26 protein-coding genes and 1 pseudogene are annotated in these 22,978 nt (G+C 62.0%); 5 read left to right on the forward strand and 22 right to left on the reverse strand.

Translation table 11 applies throughout. From position 1 onward, the window contains the following. Positions 1-267 precede the first annotated feature (267 nt). The 4 genes and pseudogenes from DNK06_RS05270 to ihfB form a co-directional block, all read right to left on the reverse strand. Entirely contained in the window at positions 268-1,818 is a 1,551-nt protein-coding gene (locus DNK06_RS05270; protein WP_131178991.1) for an MBL fold metallo-hydrolase, read from the reverse strand. Positions 1,819-1,944: 126 nt separating this feature from the next. Next, a complete protein-coding gene (locus DNK06_RS05275; protein ID WP_131178992.1) occupies positions 1,945-2,232 on the reverse strand; it encodes a HigA family addiction module antitoxin in 288 nt (95 codons plus the stop codon). Beyond that, a pseudogene (locus tag DNK06_RS05280) lies at positions 2,232-2,514 on the reverse strand (type II toxin-antitoxin system RelE/ParE family toxin). Before DNK06_RS05280 ends, DNK06_RS05275 begins: the two are co-directional and overlap by 1 nt. A gap of 115 nt (positions 2,515-2,629) precedes the next feature. Continuing rightward, entirely contained in the window at positions 2,630-2,929 is a 300-nt protein-coding gene (gene ihfB / locus DNK06_RS05285) for an integration host factor subunit beta (protein WP_131178993.1), read from the reverse strand. Between the two features lie 512 nt (positions 2,930-3,441). On the opposite strand from ihfB, the gene DNK06_RS05290 reads away from it, so the two are divergent. Then, entirely contained in the window at positions 3,442-3,678 is a 237-nt protein-coding gene (locus DNK06_RS05290) for a YheU family protein (RefSeq protein ID WP_131178994.1), read from the forward strand. Positions 3,679-3,788: 110 nt separating this feature from the next. On the opposite strand, the gene DNK06_RS05295 is transcribed toward DNK06_RS05290, so the two are convergent. The 4 genes from DNK06_RS05295 to DNK06_RS05310 form a co-directional block, all read right to left on the reverse strand. Beyond that, on the reverse strand, positions 3,789-4,217 hold the full coding sequence (locus tag DNK06_RS05295) for a hypothetical protein (protein WP_131178995.1): 429 nt from the start codon (positions 4,215-4,217) through the stop codon (positions 3,789-3,791). 231 nt (positions 4,218-4,448) lie between these two features. Then, the gene (locus DNK06_RS05300; RefSeq protein WP_131178996.1) at positions 4,449-5,621 is read right to left on the reverse strand and encodes an MFS transporter; all 1,173 of its coding nucleotides are present in this window, start codon (positions 5,619-5,621) and stop codon (positions 4,449-4,451) included. Positions 5,622-6,120: 499 nt separating this feature from the next. Beyond that, positions 6,121-6,939, reverse strand: a complete 819-nt coding sequence (locus tag DNK06_RS05305; RefSeq protein ID WP_131178997.1) for an SDR family oxidoreductase — start codon at positions 6,937-6,939, stop codon at positions 6,121-6,123. 293 nt (positions 6,940-7,232) lie between these two features. Continuing rightward, positions 7,233-8,072: an IclR family transcriptional regulator domain-containing protein gene (locus DNK06_RS05310; RefSeq protein ID WP_131178998.1), complete on the reverse strand. Its 840-nt coding sequence runs from the start codon at positions 8,070-8,072 to the stop codon at positions 7,233-7,235. 152 nt (positions 8,073-8,224) lie between these two features. On the opposite strand from DNK06_RS05310, the gene DNK06_RS05315 reads away from it, so the two are divergent. Together DNK06_RS05315 and DNK06_RS05320 are read left to right on the forward strand one after the other, a co-directional pair. After that, positions 8,225-8,773 carry a PadR family transcriptional regulator gene (locus tag DNK06_RS05315; protein ID WP_131178999.1) on the forward strand — a complete coding sequence of 183 codons (549 nt, stop codon included), beginning with the start codon at positions 8,225-8,227 and terminating at the stop codon, positions 8,771-8,773. A gap of 4 nt (positions 8,774-8,777) precedes the next feature. Further along, positions 8,778-9,539, forward strand: a complete 762-nt coding sequence (locus DNK06_RS05320; protein ID WP_131179000.1) for a siderophore-interacting protein — start codon at positions 8,778-8,780, stop codon at positions 9,537-9,539. A gap of 1,041 nt (positions 9,540-10,580) precedes the next feature. Here the strand turns inward: DNK06_RS05320 and DNK06_RS05325 are convergent. From DNK06_RS05325 to ccmA, 10 genes are all read right to left on the reverse strand, one after another. Further along, positions 10,581-10,925 (reverse strand): hypothetical protein, encoded by a 345-nt coding sequence (locus DNK06_RS05325; protein ID WP_131179001.1) that lies wholly within the window; start codon positions 10,923-10,925, stop codon positions 10,581-10,583. After that, positions 10,922-12,133 carry a c-type cytochrome biogenesis protein CcmI gene (gene ccmI / locus DNK06_RS05330; protein WP_131179002.1) on the reverse strand — a complete coding sequence of 404 codons (1,212 nt, stop codon included), beginning with the start codon at positions 12,131-12,133 and terminating at the stop codon, positions 10,922-10,924. Before ccmI ends, DNK06_RS05325 begins: the two co-directional genes overlap by 4 nt. Continuing rightward, positions 12,130-12,615 (reverse strand): cytochrome c-type biogenesis protein, encoded by a 486-nt coding sequence (locus DNK06_RS05335; RefSeq protein WP_131179003.1) that lies wholly within the window; start codon positions 12,613-12,615, stop codon positions 12,130-12,132. The genes ccmI and DNK06_RS05335 overlap by 4 nt, the downstream gene beginning before the upstream one ends. Continuing rightward, positions 12,612-13,148 (reverse strand): DsbE family thiol:disulfide interchange protein, encoded by a 537-nt coding sequence (locus DNK06_RS05340; RefSeq protein WP_131179004.1) that lies wholly within the window; start codon positions 13,146-13,148, stop codon positions 12,612-12,614. Before DNK06_RS05340 ends, DNK06_RS05335 begins: the two co-directional genes overlap by 4 nt. After that, positions 13,145-15,118 (reverse strand): heme lyase CcmF/NrfE family subunit, encoded by a 1,974-nt coding sequence (locus DNK06_RS05345; protein WP_131179005.1) that lies wholly within the window; start codon positions 15,116-15,118, stop codon positions 13,145-13,147. The genes DNK06_RS05340 and DNK06_RS05345 overlap by 4 nt, the downstream gene beginning before the upstream one ends. Beyond that, positions 15,115-15,579: a cytochrome c maturation protein CcmE gene (gene ccmE, locus DNK06_RS05350; protein WP_131179006.1), complete on the reverse strand. Its 465-nt coding sequence runs from the start codon at positions 15,577-15,579 to the stop codon at positions 15,115-15,117. Before ccmE ends, DNK06_RS05345 begins: the two co-directional genes overlap by 4 nt. Beyond that, a complete protein-coding gene (ccmD, locus tag DNK06_RS05355) occupies positions 15,576-15,752 on the reverse strand; it encodes a heme exporter protein CcmD (protein ID WP_131179007.1) in 177 nt (58 codons plus the stop codon). The genes ccmE and ccmD overlap by 4 nt, the downstream gene beginning before the upstream one ends. After that, positions 15,749-16,507 carry a heme ABC transporter permease gene (locus DNK06_RS05360; RefSeq protein WP_207389960.1) on the reverse strand — a complete coding sequence of 253 codons (759 nt, stop codon included), beginning with the start codon at positions 16,505-16,507 and terminating at the stop codon, positions 15,749-15,751. The genes ccmD and DNK06_RS05360 overlap by 4 nt, the downstream gene beginning before the upstream one ends. Positions 16,508-16,576: 69 nt before the next feature. After that, positions 16,577-17,248, reverse strand: coding sequence for a heme exporter protein CcmB (gene ccmB / locus DNK06_RS05365; protein ID WP_131179009.1), 672 nt, complete (start codon positions 17,246-17,248; stop codon positions 16,577-16,579). Next, positions 17,245-17,880 carry a cytochrome c biogenesis heme-transporting ATPase CcmA gene (gene ccmA / locus DNK06_RS05370; protein WP_131179010.1) on the reverse strand — a complete coding sequence of 212 codons (636 nt, stop codon included), beginning with the start codon at positions 17,878-17,880 and terminating at the stop codon, positions 17,245-17,247. The genes ccmB and ccmA overlap by 4 nt, the downstream gene beginning before the upstream one ends. A gap of 167 nt (positions 17,881-18,047) precedes the next feature. Here ccmA and fliK point away from each other — a divergent pair, with 167 nt between their 5' ends. Together fliK and DNK06_RS05380 are read left to right on the forward strand one after the other, a co-directional pair. Next, positions 18,048-19,577 carry a flagellar hook-length control protein FliK gene (fliK, locus tag DNK06_RS05375; RefSeq protein ID WP_131179011.1) on the forward strand — a complete coding sequence of 510 codons (1,530 nt, stop codon included), beginning with the start codon at positions 18,048-18,050 and terminating at the stop codon, positions 19,575-19,577. Further along, positions 19,574-19,915: an EscU/YscU/HrcU family type III secretion system export apparatus switch protein gene (locus DNK06_RS05380; protein WP_131179012.1), complete on the forward strand. Its 342-nt coding sequence runs from the start codon at positions 19,574-19,576 to the stop codon at positions 19,913-19,915. Before fliK ends, DNK06_RS05380 begins: the two co-directional genes overlap by 4 nt. A gap of 342 nt (positions 19,916-20,257) precedes the next feature. Here the strand turns inward: DNK06_RS05380 and DNK06_RS05385 are convergent, their stop codons facing one another. The 4 genes from DNK06_RS05385 to DNK06_RS05400 all read right to left on the reverse strand — a co-directional run bounded on the left by DNK06_RS05385 (position 20,258) and on the right by DNK06_RS05400 (position 22,932). Further along, positions 20,258-20,656, reverse strand: coding sequence for a DUF2802 domain-containing protein (locus tag DNK06_RS05385; protein ID WP_131179013.1), 399 nt, complete (start codon positions 20,654-20,656; stop codon positions 20,258-20,260). A 1-nt stretch (position 20,657) separates the two neighbouring features. Beyond that, entirely contained in the window at positions 20,658-21,137 is a 480-nt protein-coding gene (locus tag DNK06_RS05390) for a chemotaxis protein CheW (protein ID WP_131179014.1), read from the reverse strand. Positions 21,138-21,223: 86 nt separating this feature from the next. Beyond that, the gene (locus DNK06_RS05395) at positions 21,224-22,051 is read right to left on the reverse strand and encodes a CheW domain-containing protein (RefSeq protein WP_131179015.1); all 828 of its coding nucleotides are present in this window, start codon (positions 22,049-22,051) and stop codon (positions 21,224-21,226) included. A gap of 92 nt (positions 22,052-22,143) precedes the next feature. Next, entirely contained in the window at positions 22,144-22,932 is a 789-nt protein-coding gene (locus DNK06_RS05400; RefSeq protein ID WP_131179016.1) for a ParA family protein, read from the reverse strand. Positions 22,933-22,978: the final 46 nt, after the last annotated feature.

The following is a 22,978-nucleotide window of genomic DNA, read 5'->3' on the forward strand; positions in this document are numbered from 1 at the left end:
ATTTTAAACAGGCCAAACAGATCAACGATCGCGGCTAGATGGAGACACCTTTGCTCGTGCGCTGGTAGGTACATTGCCTCCCCATTTCTGCTTTGAACCGAGACTGTGAAGCCTCACCTGAGCAGCTTCTCAGTCAACTCTAGCGAATGCAGGGAGCTAGTCGTAGCCTAGAATGTCCTGCAGCTCTGGCGCGTAATCGGCGAGAGCATTCGGTGTCACGCAATGTTGGCTGTGCACGCCGCGAATCTTACTTCTGGCAGACTCTGTCTACGAACGCCTTGCATCAATAATGAGGGGCAACCCCTTTTGCGCGTATTGCGTCAGTAACGCTTGTTGCAAGGCGGCTTTTGCCCCGGCCTCACCATGTACCAAACGAATTTCACTCGGCCACTCCTCCATCTCGGTCACGAAACTGACCAACCCCGCCTGATCGGCATGGGCCGAATATCCACCGATGCTGGCCACACCTGCGCGAATGTCATAGCGTTGGCCATCGAACTCCACATACCCATTCCCAGGCCCAAAGCGCTGAATCGCATGGCCCGGCGTACCTCTGGCCTGATAGCCGACGAACAACACGTCGTGCCGGGGGTCGCCCAGCATGGCCTTGAGGTAGTTGACGATTCGGCCACTGGAGCACATGCCGTTGCCTGCGATGACGATGGCTGGCCGGGCGCTGCTCACCAAGCGGTTGAGGATCTTCTGATGTTCGGCGTGGCTGTCGACGGTAATCAGTTGATCGAACGCCAGCGGCCTTCTGCCGGATTGCACTCGGGCTTGGGCTTCGTCGTTCCAGAAGTCTTTCAGCTCGCGGTAGGCCTGGGTGAAGCGGCTGGCCAGCGGTGAGTCGAGAATGATGGGGAGCTGAGGCCAGTTGGTTTCCGGGGCGACTGCCTGAGGGTTCTCTGGATCACAGCCCTCTCCCCTAGTCCCTCTCCCGGAGGGCGAGGTGGACTGGTCGGTGGTGGCTTCGGTATTGGCGTATCCAGGAAGTGCGGCGGTGCCTGAAGTTCGGGCATCGAGCTTCTTGCTGTGGATGATGTCTTCCAGCTCGTAGAGCAGCTCTTGCGTGCGGCCGACACTGAACGCGGGAATCAGCACGGTGCCATTGTTGGCCAAGGCATGCTCGATGACCTGCTCCAGGCGCTGGCGGCGGGTGCTGCGGTCTTCGTGCAGGCGGTCGCCGTAGGTGCTTTCCAGCACCAGGATGTCGGCTCGGCGTGGCGGTATACAGGGTTTGAGGATGGGTGCATTGGGCGCACCGAGGTCACCGGAGAAGACGATGCGCTTGCTGGCCTCACCGGGGTGGTACTGCAGATCCACCTCGACATAGGCGGAGCCGAGCATATGGGCGGCGCGCTGCAGACGTACCTTGCTGACCAGGCCGTCGCTGTCGTGCAGGGTGAACCAGTGGTTGTATGGCAGCGCGATGATTCGCTGCTGCACTTCCTTTATATAGCGCTCGACCTGTTTCTGGTCTCGGCTGAAGGTCAGCTTGAAGGCGTCTTCGAGCACAATGGGCAGCAGCTTGGCGGAGGGCTCGCTGCACAGGATCGGGCCCTTGAAGCCGGCGGCGAACAGGTAAGGAATGCGGCCCACGTGATCGATATGCACGTGGGTGACGATCAGTGCGCGGATACCATCCAGAGGAAAATCGATGACCTGGTGGTTGGCTCGAGCACCATGGCTGGATGCGTCGGCGCCCTGGAAAAGGCCACAGTCAATGAGAACGCTGCTGTTCGCCGCGATATCCAGTTGGTGGCAGGAACCGGTTACGCCGTCCTGGGCACCATGGTGGGTGATGTGCGGATAGTCCATCAGTTAATCCTTTAACTGGTGATGAAGCGGTAAAGTCGAGATCGTTCCCCGGATTACGCCTTTGGCTTGTCCAGGCTGCGGTCTGACTAGTTATTCCTGGGTGAAAAGTGGCTATAACGTGCTGCCTCAAACGAAAGCCAGCTTACCTATCGCCTGCAAATTCACACGCTGTCGAGCGTTCCAGAGATCGTAAGCATCCTGCATAGCCAGCCAACTCTCAGGCGAACGGCCAAGTGCTACCGACAGGCGTAGAGCCATTTCTGGAGTAACCCGGCTGCTGCCCTTCAAGACACGGCTTAGAGTCGAAGGGGCTACACCTAGTTTTTCTGCCAACTCGCGACCGCTGAAGCCGTTCGGCTCCAGATAGACATCGGTGATGAACTCACCAGGATGGGGAGGGTTATGCATGCCCATTAGTGGCAATCCTCATAGTCTAGAACATAAGCATTTCCGTCTCGAAACTCGAAGGTCAGGCGCCAGCCAGTTGCCGTTCACCATGATCGACCAGCGCCCACGCATTTCCCCCTTGAGCGGGTGCAGCCGAAAGCCGGGAATATCCATGTCGTCAATCGTCATGGCCGTATCCAGAGCTGCAAGCTGCATCCGTAGACGCTTGGCATGGGCTGGCTGTACGCCTACCGTGCTGCCCGTTTCGAAAAGTCTGCGCAACCCTTTGTGCTGGAAAGACTTGATCATTGCGAGATCCTAGCATGTTGCGCAACACGCAACAATTATAGGATTCTCCTGCGCTTCGCTACCAATGCAACCGCTAATCAATGTGAGGCTTGCTGAAAAGCCCAAGCTCAGGAGCTTAGATAGTAGGTAGCTCTTCGTCTTCATTCACCCGGTCGCGTAGTTCCTTGCCGGGCTTGAAGTGCGGGACGAACTTGCCATCCAGGCGCACGGACTGGCCGGTCTTGGGGTTGCGACCAACGCGAGGCGCGCGGTAGTGAAGGGAAAAACTACCGAAACCACGGATCTCGATGCGATCGCCAGTCGCCAGCGCCTGGGACATCTGTTCCAGCATGGTCTTGATGGCCAGCTCGACATCTTTGTTTGAAAGCTGTCCTTGGTGGGTGACGATTCTTTCGATCAACTCCGACTTGGTCATACTTTTCCCTTCGTTTTCAAGCGGCTATGTCACTCGATGGAATGGTTGTAGCACGCTGATCAGCTTTTGAACAGCCTAAAAAACCACCAACCCGGAAAATGTGGTTCGGTTCCTGAAACGGCCATGGTGGATTCCAACGGATGAACGTAAGTCGTTGTATGGGCAGGCATGTTGCTTTCTCGGGTGGTTTGCGCGGGTTATACGCGCCCTGCCCGACTTACTGATGTGCGAAAGAGGTGATCAAAACCGCACAAGCGCCGTCCAACAGGACTAACGCATTTGATGGTCAGAGGCTGCGAGCGCCTCAGGCCAAATGTCGGATTACGCTTCGCTAGGCTACGCGCCCCGATCCAGCCTACGGAGCCATGGCACGAAGTAGCCTGGATTAGCCGCAGGCGTAATCCGGGGCCGAAGGCCGTGATCCATGATTCAACGCGGGTCACCGACCGTCCGCTCCCGCTTTTCTGCTGTCATTGCTCGAGAGATCGTGAACAGGTTCTAAGGAGAAAACCGTGCTGATTCCCGCCCACCTGCTTGAAGCAGAGACCCTTACCCGCCTGATCGAGGATTTCGTCACCCGTGACGGCACCGACAATGGCGACGAAACACCGCTGGAAACTCGGGTCATCCGCGTGCGCCGTGCGCTGGATAAGGGCGAAGCGGTGATCGTGTTCGACCCGGAGAGCCAGCAATGCCAGTTGGCGCTCAAGCGCGATGTGCCGAAAGAGTGGCTGGTGGAGGATGAATAACTGCTGCGTCCGCTATGTGTAAGCCGCGCCCCGCGGCGAATAGCGCGAACGTCGCCGATATTGCGGTCAGGCTGCAATCGCTTCGCGCTGGGGCCGCGCTCCTCGGGTGGCTAACCGCGCAGACCGCCTTCTCTTTCCCAGGCACAACGCACGCGCAAGGTGCCGTCATGGGGGCTGTGCAGGCCGTTGTCCGATTCCCAGCGGAAGGTATGGGTGCCGTTCAATTCAGTCTCCAGGTGCACCACGGCACTGGCCCAGTAAAGGCGTTTGAGCAGGCCTTCGAACTCGGCGACCCAGAGCTTCCATTCGTATTCGATGGTCTGGTAACTCGCGCCGAAGTGGATGACCTGGGTCTGGTACAAGCCACCGCCCGGCCGCTGGCAGCAGGAAAACATCTCGCGCCCGAGGAACGGCCAGGCATCGCCAGCAGGCAAGGCTTCGAGCACCTGCTGGTTGAGCAGGCGCCGCAAGCGGCTCTCCGATGGGCTGTCCGATGGCCAGTCACGAATGCTGCCATAGACGATGGATTCCGATTCCACGGGGTCACTCCGCAAAAAACTGGCTGCCTTCTATCATACCGGGTGATTCAGGGGAACTCTGAGGCCCCGTGAGCTGGCTGTGATGGGTGTCGTCGCTTCGCTCCTCAACCTACGCGACCCGCTCCATCCTACTGAGCCGGAGTGTTACGCAGGATGCGATTGAACAAAGCGATACCCATCAAATTTTCGAGATACTTGCGATGGAATAGTCGCTGCGCTCCTGCCCCCATCCTAGGTGTTGGGGCGGCGTGGGCCTTTGCGCATCGACCAGGCCAGCAGCACCATTACCGCCGCCATGCTGGTCAGCACCATGAATGGCACCTGGTAGGTGCCAGCCACGTCCCGGGCCAGGCCGCTGAGCACTGGCGTCAGGCAAGCCACGCTGTAACCAGTGCCCAGCATCATCGCCGTCCAGCGGCTTACGGCCATGGGCGAGCCCGCTTCGTAGATCGGCAGCAGCAGCGACAGGGCGAATGAGCCACTCATGCCGAACCCCAATGTCAGCGCCCAGAGCTCGGGCACGAAGGTGGGCAGGAAGGTGATCATGCTCAGGCTGATGAGCGTCATGGAGCCGCAGGCGACCATCAGCAGGTAATGATTGCTGACGCGCTGTACCAGCCACGGCAACAGGAAAGAACTCGGCAGGCCCATCAACATCGCCAGGCTGAATAGCGTGTTGCTGTGGATGGCCGACAGGCCGGCTTCCTGGTAGCGCGCCACTGTCCAGGTCGCAATCGCGTAGAACAAACCGGCCTGCAGGGCGAAGTAGATGCTGATCAACCAGGCCCGCGGTTCGCGCCAGGGCAAGCCGGCGGAGGCATCTTCGCTGCTCAGCGGCTCGACCCGCTGCTTGGGCAGGTAACACCAGATCGCCACCGCCAGCGCAGCAGGCAACGCCCAGATGGCCAAGCCGTAGCTCCAGTCACCAGCGAACAACTGCGCAACCGGCATGGTCAGCACAACCCCAACCGCTCCGCCTATGGCCATGCTCAGCGAATACCAGGCGAGCACCTGCCCCATGCGCCCAATGAAATGGCGCTTGATGAACCCCGACAGCAGCGGCCCGGCGATAGCAATCGCGGCGCCCAGCAGCACAGCGCTGCCAACCAGTATCACGCTGGAGTGGCCGATCAGGCGCAATGCCAGCGCCAGGGTAATGGTGCCCAGGCACAGGGTAATGGTGCGTTCCAGCCCGAACTTGACCGCCAGACGTGGGGCCAGCGGCGCCAGCAAGCCCATGCACAGCACCGGCAGCGCGGTGGTGAGGCTGATAAAGCCGCGGCTCAGGGACAGCTCCTGAGCGATACGCTCGATAAGGGGCGCCAGCGAGGTAATGCCAGGGCGCAGATTCACCGCTGCAGCCACTAGAGCCAACAGCAACAAAGCGCGAGAGACGGGTTTCACGAGAGATCCTGATCAGGTGGCCAGGTTAGCCAAGGAGGCAACCCTACCGGCAGACCTTGCTCAGAGCAAGCCTGGTAGGTGGGCTTCGGGGCGTTCCTACGAGGTGGCTGGTGCTTAGAACCTGTTCACGATCTTTGTGCACTTGGCAAACAGGAAACCGTACCCCTATAGGTCGGCAACAATGTGGCGGAAGCGGACGGTCGTAGGATGGGTGAAACCCATCGGAAATTGATGGGTTTCACCCATCCTACGGGCTGTAGAACGTAGCCTGGATTAGCCGCAGGCGTAATCCGGGGCCGAAGGCCGTGATCCATGGTTCAACGCGGGTCACCGAACGGCTGCTTCCGCCTTTCTGCTGTCATTGCTCGAAAGATCGTGAACAGGTTCTTACGTGTGGGAGCCGCGCCCTCGCGGCGAATGGGGTGAACGACACCGGTATCGCGGCGAGACGGCAATCTATTCACGCCGGGGCGACGCTCCTACGCGGTGCGTGGTGCCTTCACGGCTCGCGGTGAGTGGCTGCCTTGGCGCGCATCTTCTCGCACATGACCGTCATTTCGTCATAGAGCAGCTGTGGGTTCTTCTGCTTGAGCGCCCAGGCCTGCCGGCCCTGCTCGTGGGGCAGAATCATGAATTGCCCTTCGGCCACCGCCTGGAAGATGTAGTCGGCGATGAATTCGGCACTGATAGGTGAACTCTCCAGTAACTTGCCGACCTGGGCCTTCATCGCTGGCGTGGGGCCGCGGAAGGAATCGAGCAGATTGGTCTGGAAGAACGACGGGCAAACCACGTGCACACCGACCTGCAGCGGCTTGAGCTCGACCAGCAGGCTCTCCGACAGCGCCACCACACCCGCCTTGGCGACGTTGTAGTTGCTCATGCCTGGCCCCTGCATCAACGCCGCCATCGAAGCGATGTTGACGATGCGCCCCTGGCTGCGCTCGAGCAGCGGCAGAAAAGCCTTGCAGCCCTTGACCACGCCCATGAGATTGATTGCCAGTTGCCAGTCCCAATCCTCCAGCGACAACTCCGAGAAAAAACCACCAGAGGCAACGCCAGCGTTATTGACGATAACGTCGATGCCGCCCAGCTTCTCTTCGCAGGCCTGCGCGAAAGCCGTCAGCTGGCTGTAATCGCGCACGTCGCAGCGCAGAGTGAACCCTTCCCCACCCGCTTCGCGCACCAGGCGCAGGGTTTCGGCAAGCCCCGCATCGTTGACGTCCGACAGCGCCAGGTGCCAGCCCTCACGTGCCCAGCGCAGCGCGATCTCACGCCCCAAGCCGGATCCGGCACCGGTGATCATCATGCGATTGTGCATACGCAACCCGCCCTGCTGGCCAATGAAAGACAGGCCGAGTGTAGCGAAGCAGCGGGCCTGGCCCAGCCATCATCAGCTTGTTGAATGGGTAAACCGCGGGCTGGGTATGGCGGAGCAATGGCTGGTTCAGCGGTTATCTATCGGGTATCGCTTCGCTCCACCCAGGCTACGGCCTGTCAGCCATGGGTTGGGGGGGTTGGGGAGCCAATGCCACAGAACCTGGGTGAGTGTCAGCCCCTGATGGGTATCGTCGCTGTGCTCCTCGACCCATCCTACGGATGAGGATCAAAAGCCTACTGGAACAACCGCGTGCTCAATTCATGGCTGGCTTCCAGCAGGATCGGCAGGAAGCGATTTTCCAGTTCCTGTCGTGAGACGCGCCCCACGTGGGTGCCGACGTTGAGCGCCGCCAGCACCTGGCCGGCGGAATCCTTGAGCGGTACCGCGATGGAACGCAGGCTGACTTCCAGCTCCTGATCGATGATGACCCAGCCCTGACGGCGAATCTCCTCGATGTTGGCGCGCAAGTCTTCAGGCGTATGCAACGTGCGGCTGGTCTTTACCTGCAGATCGGCGTGGCTCAGGTAGTCATCGAGCGCCGCATCGTCCAACGCCGCGAGAAGGATGCGGCCCATGGAGGTGCAGTAGGCCGGCAAACGGCTACCCACGCTCAGGTCAACGGAGATCAGCCGCTGCGGCGTAGCTGAACGGGCGATATAGAGAATCTCATCACCCTCCAGCGTGGCCATGGAACAGGCCTCGTGCAGTTGCTCGCTGAGGCGATCGAGGATCGGTTGGGCCGTGACCGCCATGGGTGTCGAGGACAGGTACGCATGGCCCAGCGTCAGCACCTTGGGTAGCAATGAATAGACGCGCCCGTCGGTGGTCACGTAGCCCAGCTTCATCAGCGTGTGCAGACAACGCCGCACAGCGGCGCGGGGAATCTCGGTGCGGTGGCTGATCTGCGCGATGGTCAGGTGGCGCTTGCGCTCCTGGAAGGCATGGATGACCGCCAGCCCGCGCGCCAGGGATGTCATGAAGTTCGGGTCACCGGTAAAGGCTTCAATGCGCTTCGCCGGCGAAGCGATGATCGGCGGTGCCATTGGGCTTGGCAGAGAACGGGATTCGGTCATGGGGCTATCAACTCGTCCAGGCAATGTGAGCGATTATCGAACCACAGTTCGATAATCGCAAGATAGTATGCGGCGATCTCCGATAGGGTCTTGCATTTGCGAATAAAAGATATATCTTACGATCTATTCTTAAAAACCTACTTACGGTGCTTATGAAAAATACAGATCCCCTCCGAGACACCCGTCACCCGTCAGCCGATCTTGATGGCCATCGTCACCGCGGCCGTGAACGCGGCCCGCGCATCTTCGCCCCAGGCGACCTGAAGCTCCTGCTGCTGGCCTTGATCGCCGAAACACCGAGCCATGGTTACGACCTGATTCGCCGCATCGAAGCGCTATTCGACGGCAGTTATAGCCCGAGCCCAGGCGTGATTTACCCCACCCTCACCTTTCTTGAAGAAAGCGAGCTGATCTCCAGCAGCCCTGACGGTGGCAAGAAGTCCTATTGCATCAGCGCCGCAGGCACACAGTGGCTGCAAGATCAGCAGGTGGCGCTCGATGGCGTGAAAACCCGCATCGAGCTGAGCAAACACGCCTTGCGCGGGCACGAAAGGCCGCCGGCTGTGCACGAGGCCGTGGCCAACCTGCGCCACGCCTTGAAGATGCATCACGGACGCTGGAGCGACAGCGAGATCGCCCGCGTGTGCGCCGTGCTCAATGCAGCCGCTACGGCCATCAGTACCGGTCACGAACAGGAGTAACCCCATGAGTTCAACGCCCAAAACCACCGTGGAACGCATCATGCACCGCATCGTCCGGCGCTGCCTGACGGTCGCTCGGGTGGCTGACATCACGCCGCGCATGCGCCGGGTGACCTTTACCGGCGAGGCGCTACAGGGCTTTGTTTCCGCGGCCGCCGATGACCATATCAAGCTGCTGTTCGCCCGCAACGAAGAAGAACAACGCCGTCTCGACGACTTCCTGGCGGGCCGCGAAGGCGAACGCCCGGTGATGCGCGACTACACCCCACGCCGCCATGACGCGCAGAGCGGTGAACTGGACGTGGACTTCGTACTGCATGGCGACGGCCCGGCGGCGACCTGGGCGAGCCAGGCGCAACAGGGTCAGCAGTTGTACATCGCTGGCCCACGCAGCTCCCTGGTGGTGCCGGACATTTTCGATGCCTACCTGCTGATCGGCGACGAAACCGCCCTGCCCGCCATCGGTCGCTGGCTGGAAGAGCTGGCACCGGGGCGCAAGGCGACGGTACTGGTAGAGATCGAGAATGAGGCCGAGAAGCAGCAGCTGTCGAGCGCGGCCAGTATCGATCTGCACTGGCTGATTCGCGGTGAGCGCAGCCTGGTCGATGCCACGAGCGCGCTGGCGAAGCCGGAAGGTGAGCTGTATGCCTGGGTCGCCTGCGAAGCCAACCAGTCCCGCAAGGTACGCCGCGTGCTGATCGAACGGCACGGTATCGATGAGGAGCGTATCAAGGCAGCGGGCTACTGGCGGCGAGATGATGACTGATACGAACCGTGGACAACACGAAGCTTGTCCACCTTTCCATTCAGCAATCAGCCCGGACAACCACCGCGCCCATGGTGGATGAAAAAGGCGTCGGCTACGCGCTACGTGAGACGGAAACCCTGGATGTAGGGTGGGTCACGCTTCACCGACCCACCAAGCCATTCAACGCCGATGCTAGCTGAGTGTTCAAAGTTCGTAGGGCGTAGCCGAAGGCGTAATCCGCCGCAAGAAAGCGGCATCATTGCGCGCCCAAACGCAAAACGCCCGCACGAGGCGAGGCGAGGCGAGGCGTTCAGGCATCTCAGCGGATACAGCAGATTCGCGGTAAACGACGGATTACGCTCCGCTAATCCATCCTACATATCTGATACGAACAGTGGGCAACGCGAAGCTTGTCAGCCCGGACGGCCACCACGCCCAGGATGGATGAAAAAGGCGTCAGCTACGCGCTCCGATCCCCCTACGTGAGGCGGAAATCCTGGATGTAGGGTGGGTCACGCTTCACCGACCCACCAAGCCATTCAACGCCAATGGTAGCTGGATGTTCAAAGTTCGTAGGGCGTAGCCGAAGGCGTAATCCGCCGCAAGAAAGCGGCATCATTGCGCGCCCAAACGCAAAACGCCCGCACGAGGCGAGGCGAGGCGTTCAGGCATCTCAGCGGATACAGCAGATTCGCGGTAAACGACGGATTACGCTCCGCTAATCCATCCTACCTATCTGATACGAACAGTGGGCAACGCGAAGCTTGTCAGCCCGGACAACCACCACGCCCAGGATGGATGAAAAAGGCGTCAGCTACGCGCCCGATCCCCCTACGTGAGACGGAAACCCTGGATGTAGGGTGGGTCACGCTTCACCGACCCACCAAGCCATTCAACGCCGATGGTAGCTGGATGTTCAAAGTTCGTAGGGCGTATTAGCCGAAGGCGTAATCCGCCGAATGCTCCCATCGAACATGCGTGGTGTGCCCAGTATCAGGTATGTCTGCGAGGCGTCGTATTACGCTTCGCCAGGCTACGCGCCCCGATCCAACCCGACACTCACTGCGCGTGATGGCGATACAGCGCTGGCGGTACGCCGCTGCTGTCCACGGGTTGCCATGGGCCTTGCAGGGTTCCCGCCCAGCGCCAACCGTCGCTCCAGCGGTAGAAGGTGCGTTCGCGGTAATAGGTATCCTGCTCGGCATCGACGACATAGACCCCCAGGCCGCCATCCCAGTGGCTGGAAACGCCCGGTGGCGGCGCGAAGCGCGGGTGGGATTTGCTCACCGGCGGCGAGCCGGGGGGTGCCGCGGGGCCATCGGTGCCTGGCGCGGGGCTGTGCAAGGTACAGCCGGCGAGGCTCAACAGGGTAGCTGTCAGGGCAGCCGACATCAGTCTATTCATGGTTGTTTGCCGTCAGCGCTATCGATGATCAGGCGTTGCACGGTTTGGGTGGTATTGGCCAACGGTTGCCCCTGGCCGATCCACTCGCCGCTTTTCGCATCGCCGGCACGCGAAATGCGCGCCACCAGTTGAACCTGCTCGAACGCGGAAAGTTTCAGTTCCGGCATCATCGCGTCGCTGTCCGACAGGCTGACCTGTGCAGGCAGGTCAGCCACAGTGAGGCGCTTGACCGCCAGCGGCATGGGCGGCCCGGACGCGGCGCGGGCGAAGACGAACACGGTGTCGCCCGGCTGCACCTTGTCACGCAGCGCATCCGCCAACTCGACACGCACCTGCAGGCTGCCGATTTCCGGCGTCTGCGCAGCGGCAGCGCCACCGGCTTGCGGGTCGATTTCCTGACGGGCCCGGGCGATGCCACCAGCGATTGCCTGGCGGGAGGGATCACCCTCGGGTAACACGGCGACGAGGCGTTCCCAGTAGCCGATGGCATCCTGAAAACGCTGTTCCTCATAGGCGGCGATACCCAGCAGGCCAAGGCTGGTGACTTCTTCCGGGTCGGCCTGCAGGGCTTCGCCCGTCAGGGTATCCAGTTGCGCCGTCCACTGTTTGTCACCGGCAAAGTACAGGGCCTGGGCCCACTGCCCGAGTAGCTCTGGCTCGTGACCAGCTACTTTCACCGCCTGCTCGAAGGCTCGCGCTGCATCCGCAGGGCGCTCCTGCACCATATAGCTGCGGCCCAGGAAATACCACCCTTCGGGTGATTCCGGGTTGCCTTGCACGGCCTGCTCCAGGCGCGCGGTCATTTCCTCGATGCTGCGCGGCTCGCCCGTGAAGGTGCGGGCGCGCTGAACGTCCTCAATAGCGCCCCATTGCGAATAAAGCAGCACGCTGACCAGCGGAATCGATAACACCACGATCAGTGGCACCGTGCGCCCCAACCGGCGGCCAGCTTTCGCCTCGCCGCTACCTTCGGTATCGGCGAGCAACTCCCGCGCGGCTTCGTCACGCGCCGCCTGCAGCTGGGCGCCGTCCAGCGTGCCGGCCTGATGCTGGTGTTCCAGCTCATGCAGGCGTTCCTGGTAAAGGGTGACGTTCAGGGCGGTGCGATCCTCTTCGGCCTGAACCTTGCGCCCGCGTAGCAGCGGAATCAGCAGAAAACTCACGGCGACCAGACACAGCAGGCCGGCGGACAACCAGAATTCGATCATGGGTCTTTCTTATCCAGAGGCGCCTGCTTCAGCAGTTGCGCCAGACGTTGCTGTTCATCGCTCGACAATCCCGTGGAGACCTCCACGCCAGCCTTGCGGCGACGCAGGACGATCACTCCGAGCAGCACGAAACCGCCGACCAGAAGGGCCGCCGGGCCATACCAGAGCAACAGGGTGCGGCGTGTGACTGGCGGTTTGTAGAGCACGAAATCGCCATAACGGGCGACCAGGTAGTCGATGATCCGCGCATTGCTGTCGCCCGCCTCGAGCATGCGGTAGATCTCGGCGCGCAGATCCATGGCAATCGGCGCATCGGAGTCGGCGATGTTCTGGTTCTGGCATTTCGGGCAGCGCAGTTCTTCGGTGAGCTGGCGGTAGCGAGCACGCTCGGCCTCGCTGGCGAATTCGTAGGTGTCGATGGCCGCCTGGGCCACACCGCCCAGGGCCAGCAGAAAAATCAACCCCGTAATCAGACGATTCATTGCCCCGCCTCGTCGACCATTTGCTGGTACAGCGGGGCGAGCTTCTCACGCCAGATTGCCTCGTCGATCACCCCAACGAACTTGTGGCGGATGATGCCCTTGGCATCGACGAAGAATGTCTCCGGCGCGCCGTACACGCCCAGATCCAGCCCCAGCGTGCCGCGTGGGTCGCTGATGTTCAGCTGATAGGGATCGTGGAAATCGCTCAGCCATTTCTGCGCGGCAGCGTTGTCGTCCTTGTAGTTGACGCCATGGATGGTCACGCCTATCGACGCCAGCTTGTTCAACACCGGATGCTCGACACGACAGGCGACGCACCAGGTGGCCCAGACGTTGACCAGTGAGGGCTTGCCCAGCAGGTTTTCCTGGGTGATCAATTGGTCGCCCTCCACTGCCGGCAACGAGAACGCCGGGAAGGGTTTGTCGATCAGCGCCGACGGCAGTTCGGCGGGGTCGAGAAACAGACCGCGGTAGAGGAATACCGCCACACCCAGAAAGATCAACAGCGGTAACAGCAGGATCAGCCGTCTCATGCGCGTGCCTCCTGCAGGCCCAGCGCGTCACGCACGCGGGTCTTGACCTTCATCCGATAGCGCTTGTCGGCAGCGGCGAGAAAGCCGCCGAAGCCCATCATCAGTGCGCCCAGCCAGATCCAGCGGACGAAGGGCTTGATATGCACACGCACGGCCCAGGCGCCCTGCTCCAGCGGCTCGCCGAGGGCGACGAACAGGTCGCGGGTCAGCCCGGCGTCGATGCCCGCTTCGGTCATCACCGATTGTTGCACGGTGTACAGGCGTTTTTCCGGGTGCAGCACGGCAATCTGCCGCTCCCCTTCGAAGATGCGCACCGTACCGCGGTCGGAAATGAAGTTCGGCCCTTCATGATGCGCCGCGCCTTCGAACACGAATCGGTAGCCGCCCAGCTCCACGGCATCGCCCGGTGCCATGCGCATGTCGCGCTCGAAGCTGCCGAGGCTGGTCAGGATCACCCCCAGCGCACAGACCGCCAGGCCCAGGTGAGCCAGCTGCATGCCCCAGTAACTGCGGCCGAGGCTGGCCATTCCTTTGAACAAGCCCTTGTGACGGGTCTTGTCCTGGATGTCGCGCAGCCCGGCCAGGGTCACCCATGCGGCCAACAGGCAAACGCCCAGTACCGCCCAGTGGAAATCGCCCCACAACCAACTGGCCAGCAACGCCAGTACCACACTGGCGACCAGCACCGGTGCGAGCATGCCGAGCAGCCAGCGCAGCGGTGTGTCCTTCCAGCGCACTAGCACGCCAACGGCGAGCACCGCCATCAACAAGCCCATCAGCGGGACGAACAACGCATTGAAATAAGGCGGGCCGACCGACAGTTTGGCGCCGCTCAAGGCATCCAGCACCAGCGGATAGAGGGTGCCGAGCAGAATCATCGAGGCCGCCACCACCAGGATCAGGTTATTGGTCAGCAGCAGGGTTTCCCGCGACCACAAGCCGAAACCGACCTGGCTGCGCACCACCGGCGCACGCAGAGCGAACAGGGTCAGCGAGCCGCCGACCACCAGCAGCAGGAAGGCCAGGATGAACACCCCGCGCTCCGGGTCGCTGGCGAACGCGTGCACCGAGGTCAGCACCCCGGAACGAACCAGGAAGGTACCCAGCAGGCTCAGGGAGAACGCGGCGATGGCGAGCAATACCGTCCAGCTCTTGAATACCCCACGCTTCTCGGTCACGGCGAGGGAATGGATCAGCGCCGTGCCGACCAGCCAGGGCATGAACGAGGCGTTTTCCACTGGATCCCAGAACCACCAGCCTCCCCAGCCCAGTTCGTAGTAGGCCCACCAGGAGCCCAGGGCGATACCGATGCCGAGAAACGCCCAGGCGATGATGGTCCAGGGCCGTGACCAGCGTGCCCAGGCAGCGTCCAGCTTGCCGCCGAGCAGTGCGGCAATGGCGAAAGCGAAGGCCACGGAGAAACCCACATACCCCATGTACAGCATCGGCGGATGGATGATCAGGCCGAAATCCTGCAGCAACGGGTTGAGGTCGCGCCCGTCGGCCGGCACGTTCGGCAGCAGGCGGGCGAATGGGTTGGAGGTGATGATCAGGAACAGCAGAAAACCGACGCTGATGATGCCCATCACGCCCAACACCCGGGCAAGCATCTCTTCGGGCAACTGCCGGGAGAAGATCGCCACGGCGAACGTCCAGCCGCCCAGAATCAGCGCCCAGAGCAGCAGCGAGCCTTCATGGGCGCCCCATACGGCGCTGAACTTGTAATACCAGGGCAGCGCCGTGTTGGAGTTCTGCGCCACATAGGCCACGGAAAAATCGTCGGTCATAAAGGCATAGGTGAGGCAAGCGAAAGCGAACGACAGAAAAGCGAACTGCCCCCACGCCGCGGGTTGTGCCAGGCTCATCCACTGCCGGTCGCCGCGCCAGGCGCCGATCAATGGCAGGGTCGCCTGCACCAGGGCCAGGCACAGGGCCAGGATCATCGCCAGATGGCCGAGTTCGGGAATCATTGCGCGGCCTCCCCGGCCTTCTCGTAGTGCTTGTTCATGCCACTCTGTTCCAGGGCCTGCTTGACCTCTGGCGGCATGTAGTTTTCATCGTGCTTGGCCAGAACTTCGTCGGCGAGCAGGATGCCGCTGCCCTCGACCTTGCCCATGGCGACGATGCCCTGCCCCTCGCGAAACAGATCCGGCAGGATGCCGTGAAAGCGGATGGTCACCCGCGCCACGCCGTCGGTGACCACGAAGTCGGTCTGCAGGGAATCGCTGGAGCGTTTCACCGAGCCCTTCTCCACCAGGCCGCCGGCGCGAATACGGGTATCCACCGGCGCTTCGCCATTGGCGATCTGGGTTGGGGTATAGAACAGATTGATGTTCTGCTGCAGTGCACTCAAGGCCAGTGCCACAGCGATACCGACCCCGACAACAATCGCCAGAACGATGAACAGGCGCTTCTTGCGAACAGCGTTCAACGTGATTCCTCCCGGCGCATACGACGCGCCTCATCCTGCAGATGGCGGCGCCGTGCACGCAGCGGCAACACCACGTTCAGCACCAGTACAGCCAGGCAAATGCCATAGGCCGACCAGACATAGGGGCCGTGGGTGCCCATGGCGAGAAAGTCGGCGAATGACGCGAAACTCATCGTTTGCTCTCCACCTGAGCGCGAATCTCGGCCTTCACCCAGCTACTGCGCGCTTCCCGGCGCAGCACTTCGAGGCGCATGCGCATCAGCAGCACGGCGGCGAAGAAGCAGTAGAAGCCCAGCACCATGATCAGCAGCGGCAGCCACATCTGCATGGGCATCGCCGGTTTGTCGATGACGCTGAAGGTGGCGGGCTGGTGCAGGGTGTTCCACCACTCCACCGAATATTTGATGATCGGGATATTGATCACCCCGACTACCGCCAGCACCGCGCAGGCCTTGGCGGCGCTGTCGCGATTGCTGATCGCCTGGCCGAGGGCGATCACACCGAAATACAGGAACAGCAGAATCAGCATCGAAGTCAGACGCGCATCCCAGATCCAGTAAGTACCCCAGGTCGGCTTACCCCATATCGCTCCGCTGATCAGTGCGATGGCGGTCATCCAGGCGCCGACGGGCGCGGCCTGTTGCAGGGCGACATCGGCCAGTTTCATCTTCCACACCAGGCCGACCACACCGGCCACGGCGAGCATCACGTAGATCGACTGAGCCAGGAAGGCGGCCGGCACGTGGATGTAGATGATCCGGAAACTGTTACCCTGCTGGTAGTCCGGCGGCGCGAACGCCAGTCCCCAGAGCGTGCCAACGACCAGCAACACGACGGCGGCGATCGCCAGCCCGGGCAGCCAGCGACCACTGATTTCATAGAACCATTTGGGCGAGCCCAACTTGTGAAACCATGTCCAATTCATCAGGTCACTCATCATTCTTCGAGGCAAGGGCCAGAGCCGGAATCGGCGGCCGTCCTCGGGAGCACGGTTGAATCATTCGCCGACACTGATGGTCAGGCCGGCGGCAATGGCGAATGGCGTCAGGGTTACCGCCAGTGCGGTGAGACTGGCCAGCCACAGCAGATGGCCAACCACCGGCAGCCCTTGCAGACTCGCCTGCAAGGCCCCGCTACCCAGAATCAGCACCGGGATATACAACGGCAAAATAAGCAGTGCCAGCAACAGCCCGCCGCGCTTGAGCCCCACGGTAAGGGCGGCGCCGACAGCGCCAAGCAGGCTGAGGATGGGCGTACCGAGCAGCAAGGACGCGAGCAGCACCGGCAAGCAGCGCCCCGGTAGCCCGAGCATCAATGCCAGCAAAGGCGACAGCAGCACCAGGGCCAGGCCGGAAAACAGCCAGTGTGCCGACACCTTGGCCAATACCAGAAGTGGCAAAGGGTGCGAGGAAAGCACCCACTGTTCGAGAGAGCCATCTTCGAAGTCGCTGCGAAACAGCCCGTCGAGGGACAGCAGCACCGCCAGCAAGGCCGCTACCCACACCAGGCCAGGCGAGAGGCTTTGCAGCAATTGCGTTTGCGGCCCGACGGCCAGCGGAAACAGGGCGATGACGATAGCGAAAAACACCAGTGGGTTGGCCAGTTCTGCAGGGCGCCGACACAACAGGCGCGCCTCGCGCACGACCAGCAGCATAAATACGCTATTCATCCGGCATGCTGTCCCAGATCAAGATCGCGGTAACCATCCGGCAGGCGGCTCAACGTATGGTGCGTGGTCAGGATCACCAGGCCACCCTGGCTGCAGTGCGTGGCCAGGTGGTCTTCCAGTTGGCTGACGGCATGCTTGTCCAGGGCGGTGAAAGGCTCGTCGAGAATCCACAAGGGCGGGCTGTCCAGGTAGAGCCGAGCCAGTGCCACGCGACGTTGCTGGCCGGCCGAGAGGGTGTGACAGGGTACATCCTCGAAACCGCGCAGCCCCACAGCCTCCAGGGCTTGCCAGATTTGCTCGCGGCTCGCCGGCCGATGCAGGGCGCACAACCAGGCGAGATTTTCCTCGGCACTCAGCAAACTCTTGATGCCAGCGGCATGGCCGATCCACAGCAGATCACTGGCCAGATCGCCGCTGCGGCTGGCCAGCGGCTGGCCCTTGAGGCGAATTTGCCCGGAAGTGGGTTGTCTCAATCCGGCGAGCACGCGCAGCAGGCTGGTCTTGCCGCTGCCGTTGGGGCCGGATACCTGCAGCATCTGCCCCACGTCCAGGTGGATATCGAGGTTCTCGAACAGCAGACGCCAATCCCGTTCGCAGGAGAGAGCCATGGCTTCGAGAAAAGGACTGCTCACAGCGCGGACACCTGGTTCAAGTCGAGACGATTGTGGCCGCTATAATGATGCGGACGTTGGAGAGCACCTTTGGAAACGACCTGCCTGGAGGTGCCCAAGTGGCCGGAATTATACATGCCCAATAAGCCCACCCGCAGTGTGCTTATGGCTACAGAGTATGTGACTTAATGACCGAGATCAGTGGTTCGCGTCCTATTGCCGCACCGCCCCCCACCAGCAGGCCACAAGCCAATGCCGCCGATCTGGCGGTGAAGCTTCTGCAGCCCCTCGATGGCCTGATGGCCAGCGGCGAGAGTGCCAAGGCAGAAGTGCTGGCTCTCAAGGAAGTCGCGCAGAACTTTCAGTTGCTGCTGCGCGTGACCCTGGAAAACGGTCGCCAGGCTACGCTCCAGGCCAGCAGCCCGCAAGCCATCGCCCAGGGCACGGCGCTGGCGGTCACGGCGCTGTCGGAATCGCGCCTCTCCCTGGCGGTTCTGGCTGGCGGCAACAAACCGCTGACCAGTATCGACCTCGAACAATTACCCGTCGGCACCCTGCTGCAGGGCAAGGTCATCTCCCGCGAAGCGTTACCCGCTCAGGCGTCGCAGACCGTCTACAAGGTTCTGGTGAACCTGCTCAACACCTCTCTGGCCGGCAGCAAGCTGAGCCTGGAAACCAACCTCGACCTGCCTCTCGGCAGCCTGCTCAGCGCGCGCGTACAGGGCGATCAATCGCTCGCCTTCCTGCCGCTCAGCGGGCGGCTCGATCAGTTGGCGCTGCTCCAGCAACTTGGCACACAGCAGAGCCGCCAGGGCTCATTGGAAGGTTTGCTGTCGGCGCTACAGGGAATGGGCAATCTGCCCGACGGCCTGCGCGGCAGCATCGACAAACTGCTCGGCGGCCTGCCTAGCGGCGAGCAGATGAGTAACGGCAAAGGGCTGATGCAAGCACTGGAAAACAGCGGCCTGTTTCTCGAGAGCAAATTGCTGGGTGGCCAAACCGGCGCACTGAGTACCGACATGAAGGCCAACCTGCTGCGCCTGGTCAGCCAACTGCTGCCGTTGCTGCCCGGCGCCGCGCCCCTGGCCGCCGCGACTGCCAGCGCAATGACTCAGGCGTTACCCGCCTTCGCCCGCAACATTCTCGGCAATATCGGCCAGAGCAGCGGTCGCCAACAGGCCATGAGCTTTCCCCTGCCCAGCCGCCTGCTGCAAGCCATGGATGGGGAGGCCGATCTGGAAACGCTGCTCAAGCTCGCCGCCGCCGCCATCTCTCGCTTGCAGACCCATCAGCTGTCCAGCCTGGCTCAGAGCCAGACCGGGCCGGACGGTGCCCTGCTGACGACCTGGCAGATGGAAGTGCCCATGCGCAATCAACATGAGCTGGTGCCTCTGCAGGTGAAAATCCAGCACGAAGAACCCGCACCGTCCGCCAAGCAGGACAGCAAGGAAGCGCTCTGGCGTATCGACCTGGCTTTCGATCTGGATCCCCTGGGGCCGCTGCAGGTGCAGGCACAACTGGCGCAGGGCACCCTGTCCAGCCAACTCTGGGCCGAACGTGCCAGCACCGCAGGGCTGATCGACCGGGAGCTGGGCAACCTGCGTGAACGCCTGGTGGCGGCGGGTCTTACCGTCGGCGATCTGGCCTGTAGCCAGGGCATCCCGCCACAAGGGCCGAAAACTTCACTGGAACAGCGCTGGGTCGACGAAACCGCATGAGCCATAAAACCCCACGCCAGGCCATTGCCCTCACCTACGATGGCCAGAACGCCCCCAACCTCAGCGCCAAGGGCGACGACGAGCTGGCCGAGACGATACTCGCCATTGCCCGCGCCCACGATGTGCCGATCTACGAGAACGCCGAGCTGGTGCGTTTGCTGGCGCGCCTGGAACTGGGCGAAGCGATTCCCGAGCAACTGTATCGCTGCATCGCTGAAATCATCGCCTTCGCCTGGTACCTCAAGGGCAAATACCCGCCAGGGTTCGATCCACGCGGCAAGCCGAAGGACGGGCCGCTGCTGCTCGGCGGGCCGGATGGCAAGGGCAGCAGACCCTAGTGCCACATCACAGATCAAATGTCGTATCCGAGCGAACGGGCTGAGTGGTTGCTCAAAGGAGCGGAAGCGGGCGCTCGCTATGTGGGTGGATCGGGGCGCGTAGCTGACGCTCTTTTCATCCACCATTGCGATTGCAACCCGTAGGGTGGGTTAGCGACGCCGGACGCTAATTGATAGGCACCGTTATCGTGGAGCGTCGCGGATGGCCGCCCCGCGTAACCCACCAGACGATAGACCGTGTTGCGCTGATGGTGGGTTACGCCGCAACAAGAGATGGTAAAACCGTCAGTCAATGTAACAGGCGGCTAACCCACCCTACGAGAAACCGTTCGACCGACAGCCCTATTCGCGGCGCGACTGGTGCAGCTTGGCGACCAGTTCTGCCTCGGCCTTGCTCAGGCCACAGGAATGGGTCAGATCCTCGGCGCTGGCGCCCATGCCCACCAGCCGAGCGGCCTGGGTGAAGGACAGGCTGGAGGGGTCACGCTGCTCGATCTGCATCACTTTATCCGGCAGTGGCGCAACGGTGTGGCGTAGCTCGTGGAGCTCCTCGCCCATGCGGATACTGCCGGTCAGGTAGGTATCCAGGCGCTTGCCCAGTTCCCGAATGCGCTGGTCACGTTGAGCATCGCGCTCGGCCTGCAGCTGACTGGCCAGGCGCAAGCGCCCTGCGAGCCAGACGCAGGTGGTCACCAGCCCGACGCAGACCAGGGCAAGAACGATGAGTGCGGCTTCAAGCACCTCAGATGCTCTCCAGCTCCGACCATTCTTCTTCGGTCATCATCTTGTCCAGCTCGACCAGGATCAGCAGCTCGCCATTCTTGTTGCACACGCCCTGGATGAACTTGGCCGATTCGTCGTTACCGACATTCGGCGCGGTTTCCACTTCGGACTGCCGCAGATAAACCACTTCGGCAACGCTGTCGACCAGAATGCCCACCACCTGCTTGTCCGCCTCGATGATGACGATGCGGGTGTTGTCGGTCACGTCAGCATAATCCAGGCCGAAACGCTGGCGCGTATCGATCACGGTGACCACGTTCCCGCGCAGGTTGATGATACCCAGCACATAGCTCGGCGCACCCGGTACCGGGGCGATTTCCGTGTAGCGCAGGACTTCCTGCACCTGCATCACGTTGATGCCGTAGGTTTCGTTGTCGAGACGGAACGTGACCCACTGCAGGATCGGATCTTCAGCGCCTTGTGCAGAGCTTTTCTTCATGGCCTAGCCTCGTCATTGACCGCGCGTGGCGGTGTGCGGGAGTCCCGCTATTCAATTGGGCGCACGTGCGACCGTGCGCCCAGTAATCAGTGTACCTGTCCGTTACCCATGCGCCTGGTCGCGCCGCTGGCGATCAACTCCGCCAGTGCGGCGACATCCAGCAGCGCGCACATGTGCTCGATCACCGTACCCGCCAGCCAAGGCCGCTGAGCACGCTGGCTGCGCCACTTGATCTCGTCCGGATGCAGCCGAATCGAGCGACTGACCTGGTGAACGGCCAGCCCCCATTCGTAGCCCTGAACGGAAATCACGTACTGCAGCCCCTGGCGGAAATCGTCCCGGTAACGATCCGGCATGACCCAGCGCGCGGTGTCGAGCACCTTCAGGTTGCCGGATTGTGATGGCAGTATGCCGAGAAACCAATCCGGCTGGCCAAACAAAGGGGTCAGTTCCTGCCCGGCCAGCGGATAGATCGAGCCCAGGCACACCAGCGGCACGGCCAGCGTCAGACCGGCGACATCGAACAGCAGGCACTCGAAAGGCTCCTGCGCCCACTCGGGGCGACCGTCGGCCAGTACGGAGGCGATCTGTGGCGCCGGACGATGCACCTCGGCCACAGATTCGACTACCGGCGGCATGGCAATCGGCTCGACGATCAGCGCAGACAAGACCTCCACGACCGGCTCGATGACCACCTCAGTCACGGGCTGCACCAACGTCAGCGGCGCGGGCTCGGCACGCGGCGCCAACTGGGCATCACGGATCTGCTCCTCGAGCACGGCAGACTCGAACTCATCGAGGCTGCTCTCGGCCAGCTCCTGTTCGAGCTCGACCGCGGCGTCCTGCAGCAACCCGTCAAGGTAGGACTGCAGCGCCAGTTGGGGCCGTGTGGCAGTGCCGATGGAACGACTCATGAATGCAACCCGAAATGGAGACCTGTATGAGCTATCGGCCGCAGTGGCGGCAGACTTGAGCGAGTTTGCGCAGAATAACCAGCCATTACCGATCAGGCCACCTGAGAGGCAGGGTGCTGCGCCAGCAAATGCTTGAGCAACGCGCGATAGGCGATGGTGCCGCGGCTATTGCCATCGAACCGCGAAGGCGTCAGCCCTGCCCGGCTGGCATCACGCAGGCGGGTGTCGATCGGAATGTAGGCTTGCCAGAGGTTCTCGGGATAGCTGCTCTTGAGCAGCCGCAACGTGGACATCGACGCCTGGGTACGGCGGTCGAACAGGGTCGGCACGATGGTGTAAGGCAAGGCCTGCTTGCGCGAACGGTTGATCATCGCCAAGGTGCTGACCATGCGCTCCAGGCCTTTCACGGCGAGAAACTCGGTCTGCACCGGGATCACCAACTGCTGGCTGGCGGCCAGGGCGTTGACCATCAGCACACCGAGCAGCGGTGGGCTGTCGATCACCGCATGGTCGAAGTCCTGCCACAGCTGCGCCAGGCTCTTGGCGACCACCAGGCCGAGGCCATTCTGCCCCGGAGACTGGCGCTCCAGCGTGGCCAGGGCAGTGCTCGACGGCAGCAGGGAAATACGTTCGTGGCTGGTCGGCAGCAACAACTGCTGTGGCAGGCCCTGAGGCACGCCGCCCTGATGCAGGAACAGATCGAAGACGCTGTGCTCGAGGCTATCGGGATCGTGACCGAAATAGCTGGTCATCGATCCGTGCGGGTCGAGATCGACCACCACCACACGTTTGCCGGCATCGGCCAGCAGACCTGCAAGGGCGATGGACGAGGTGGTCTTACCCACACCGCCTTTCTGATTGGCTACAGCCCAAACTCTCATACTCTTCATCCTCCCGGAGCAGGCTGCGCCTGGCCGAGACTGAGTG

It is taken from the genome of Phytopseudomonas daroniae (assembly GCF_004327285.1).
GTDB lineage: Bacteria > Pseudomonadota > Gammaproteobacteria > Pseudomonadales > Pseudomonadaceae > Aquipseudomonas > Aquipseudomonas daroniae.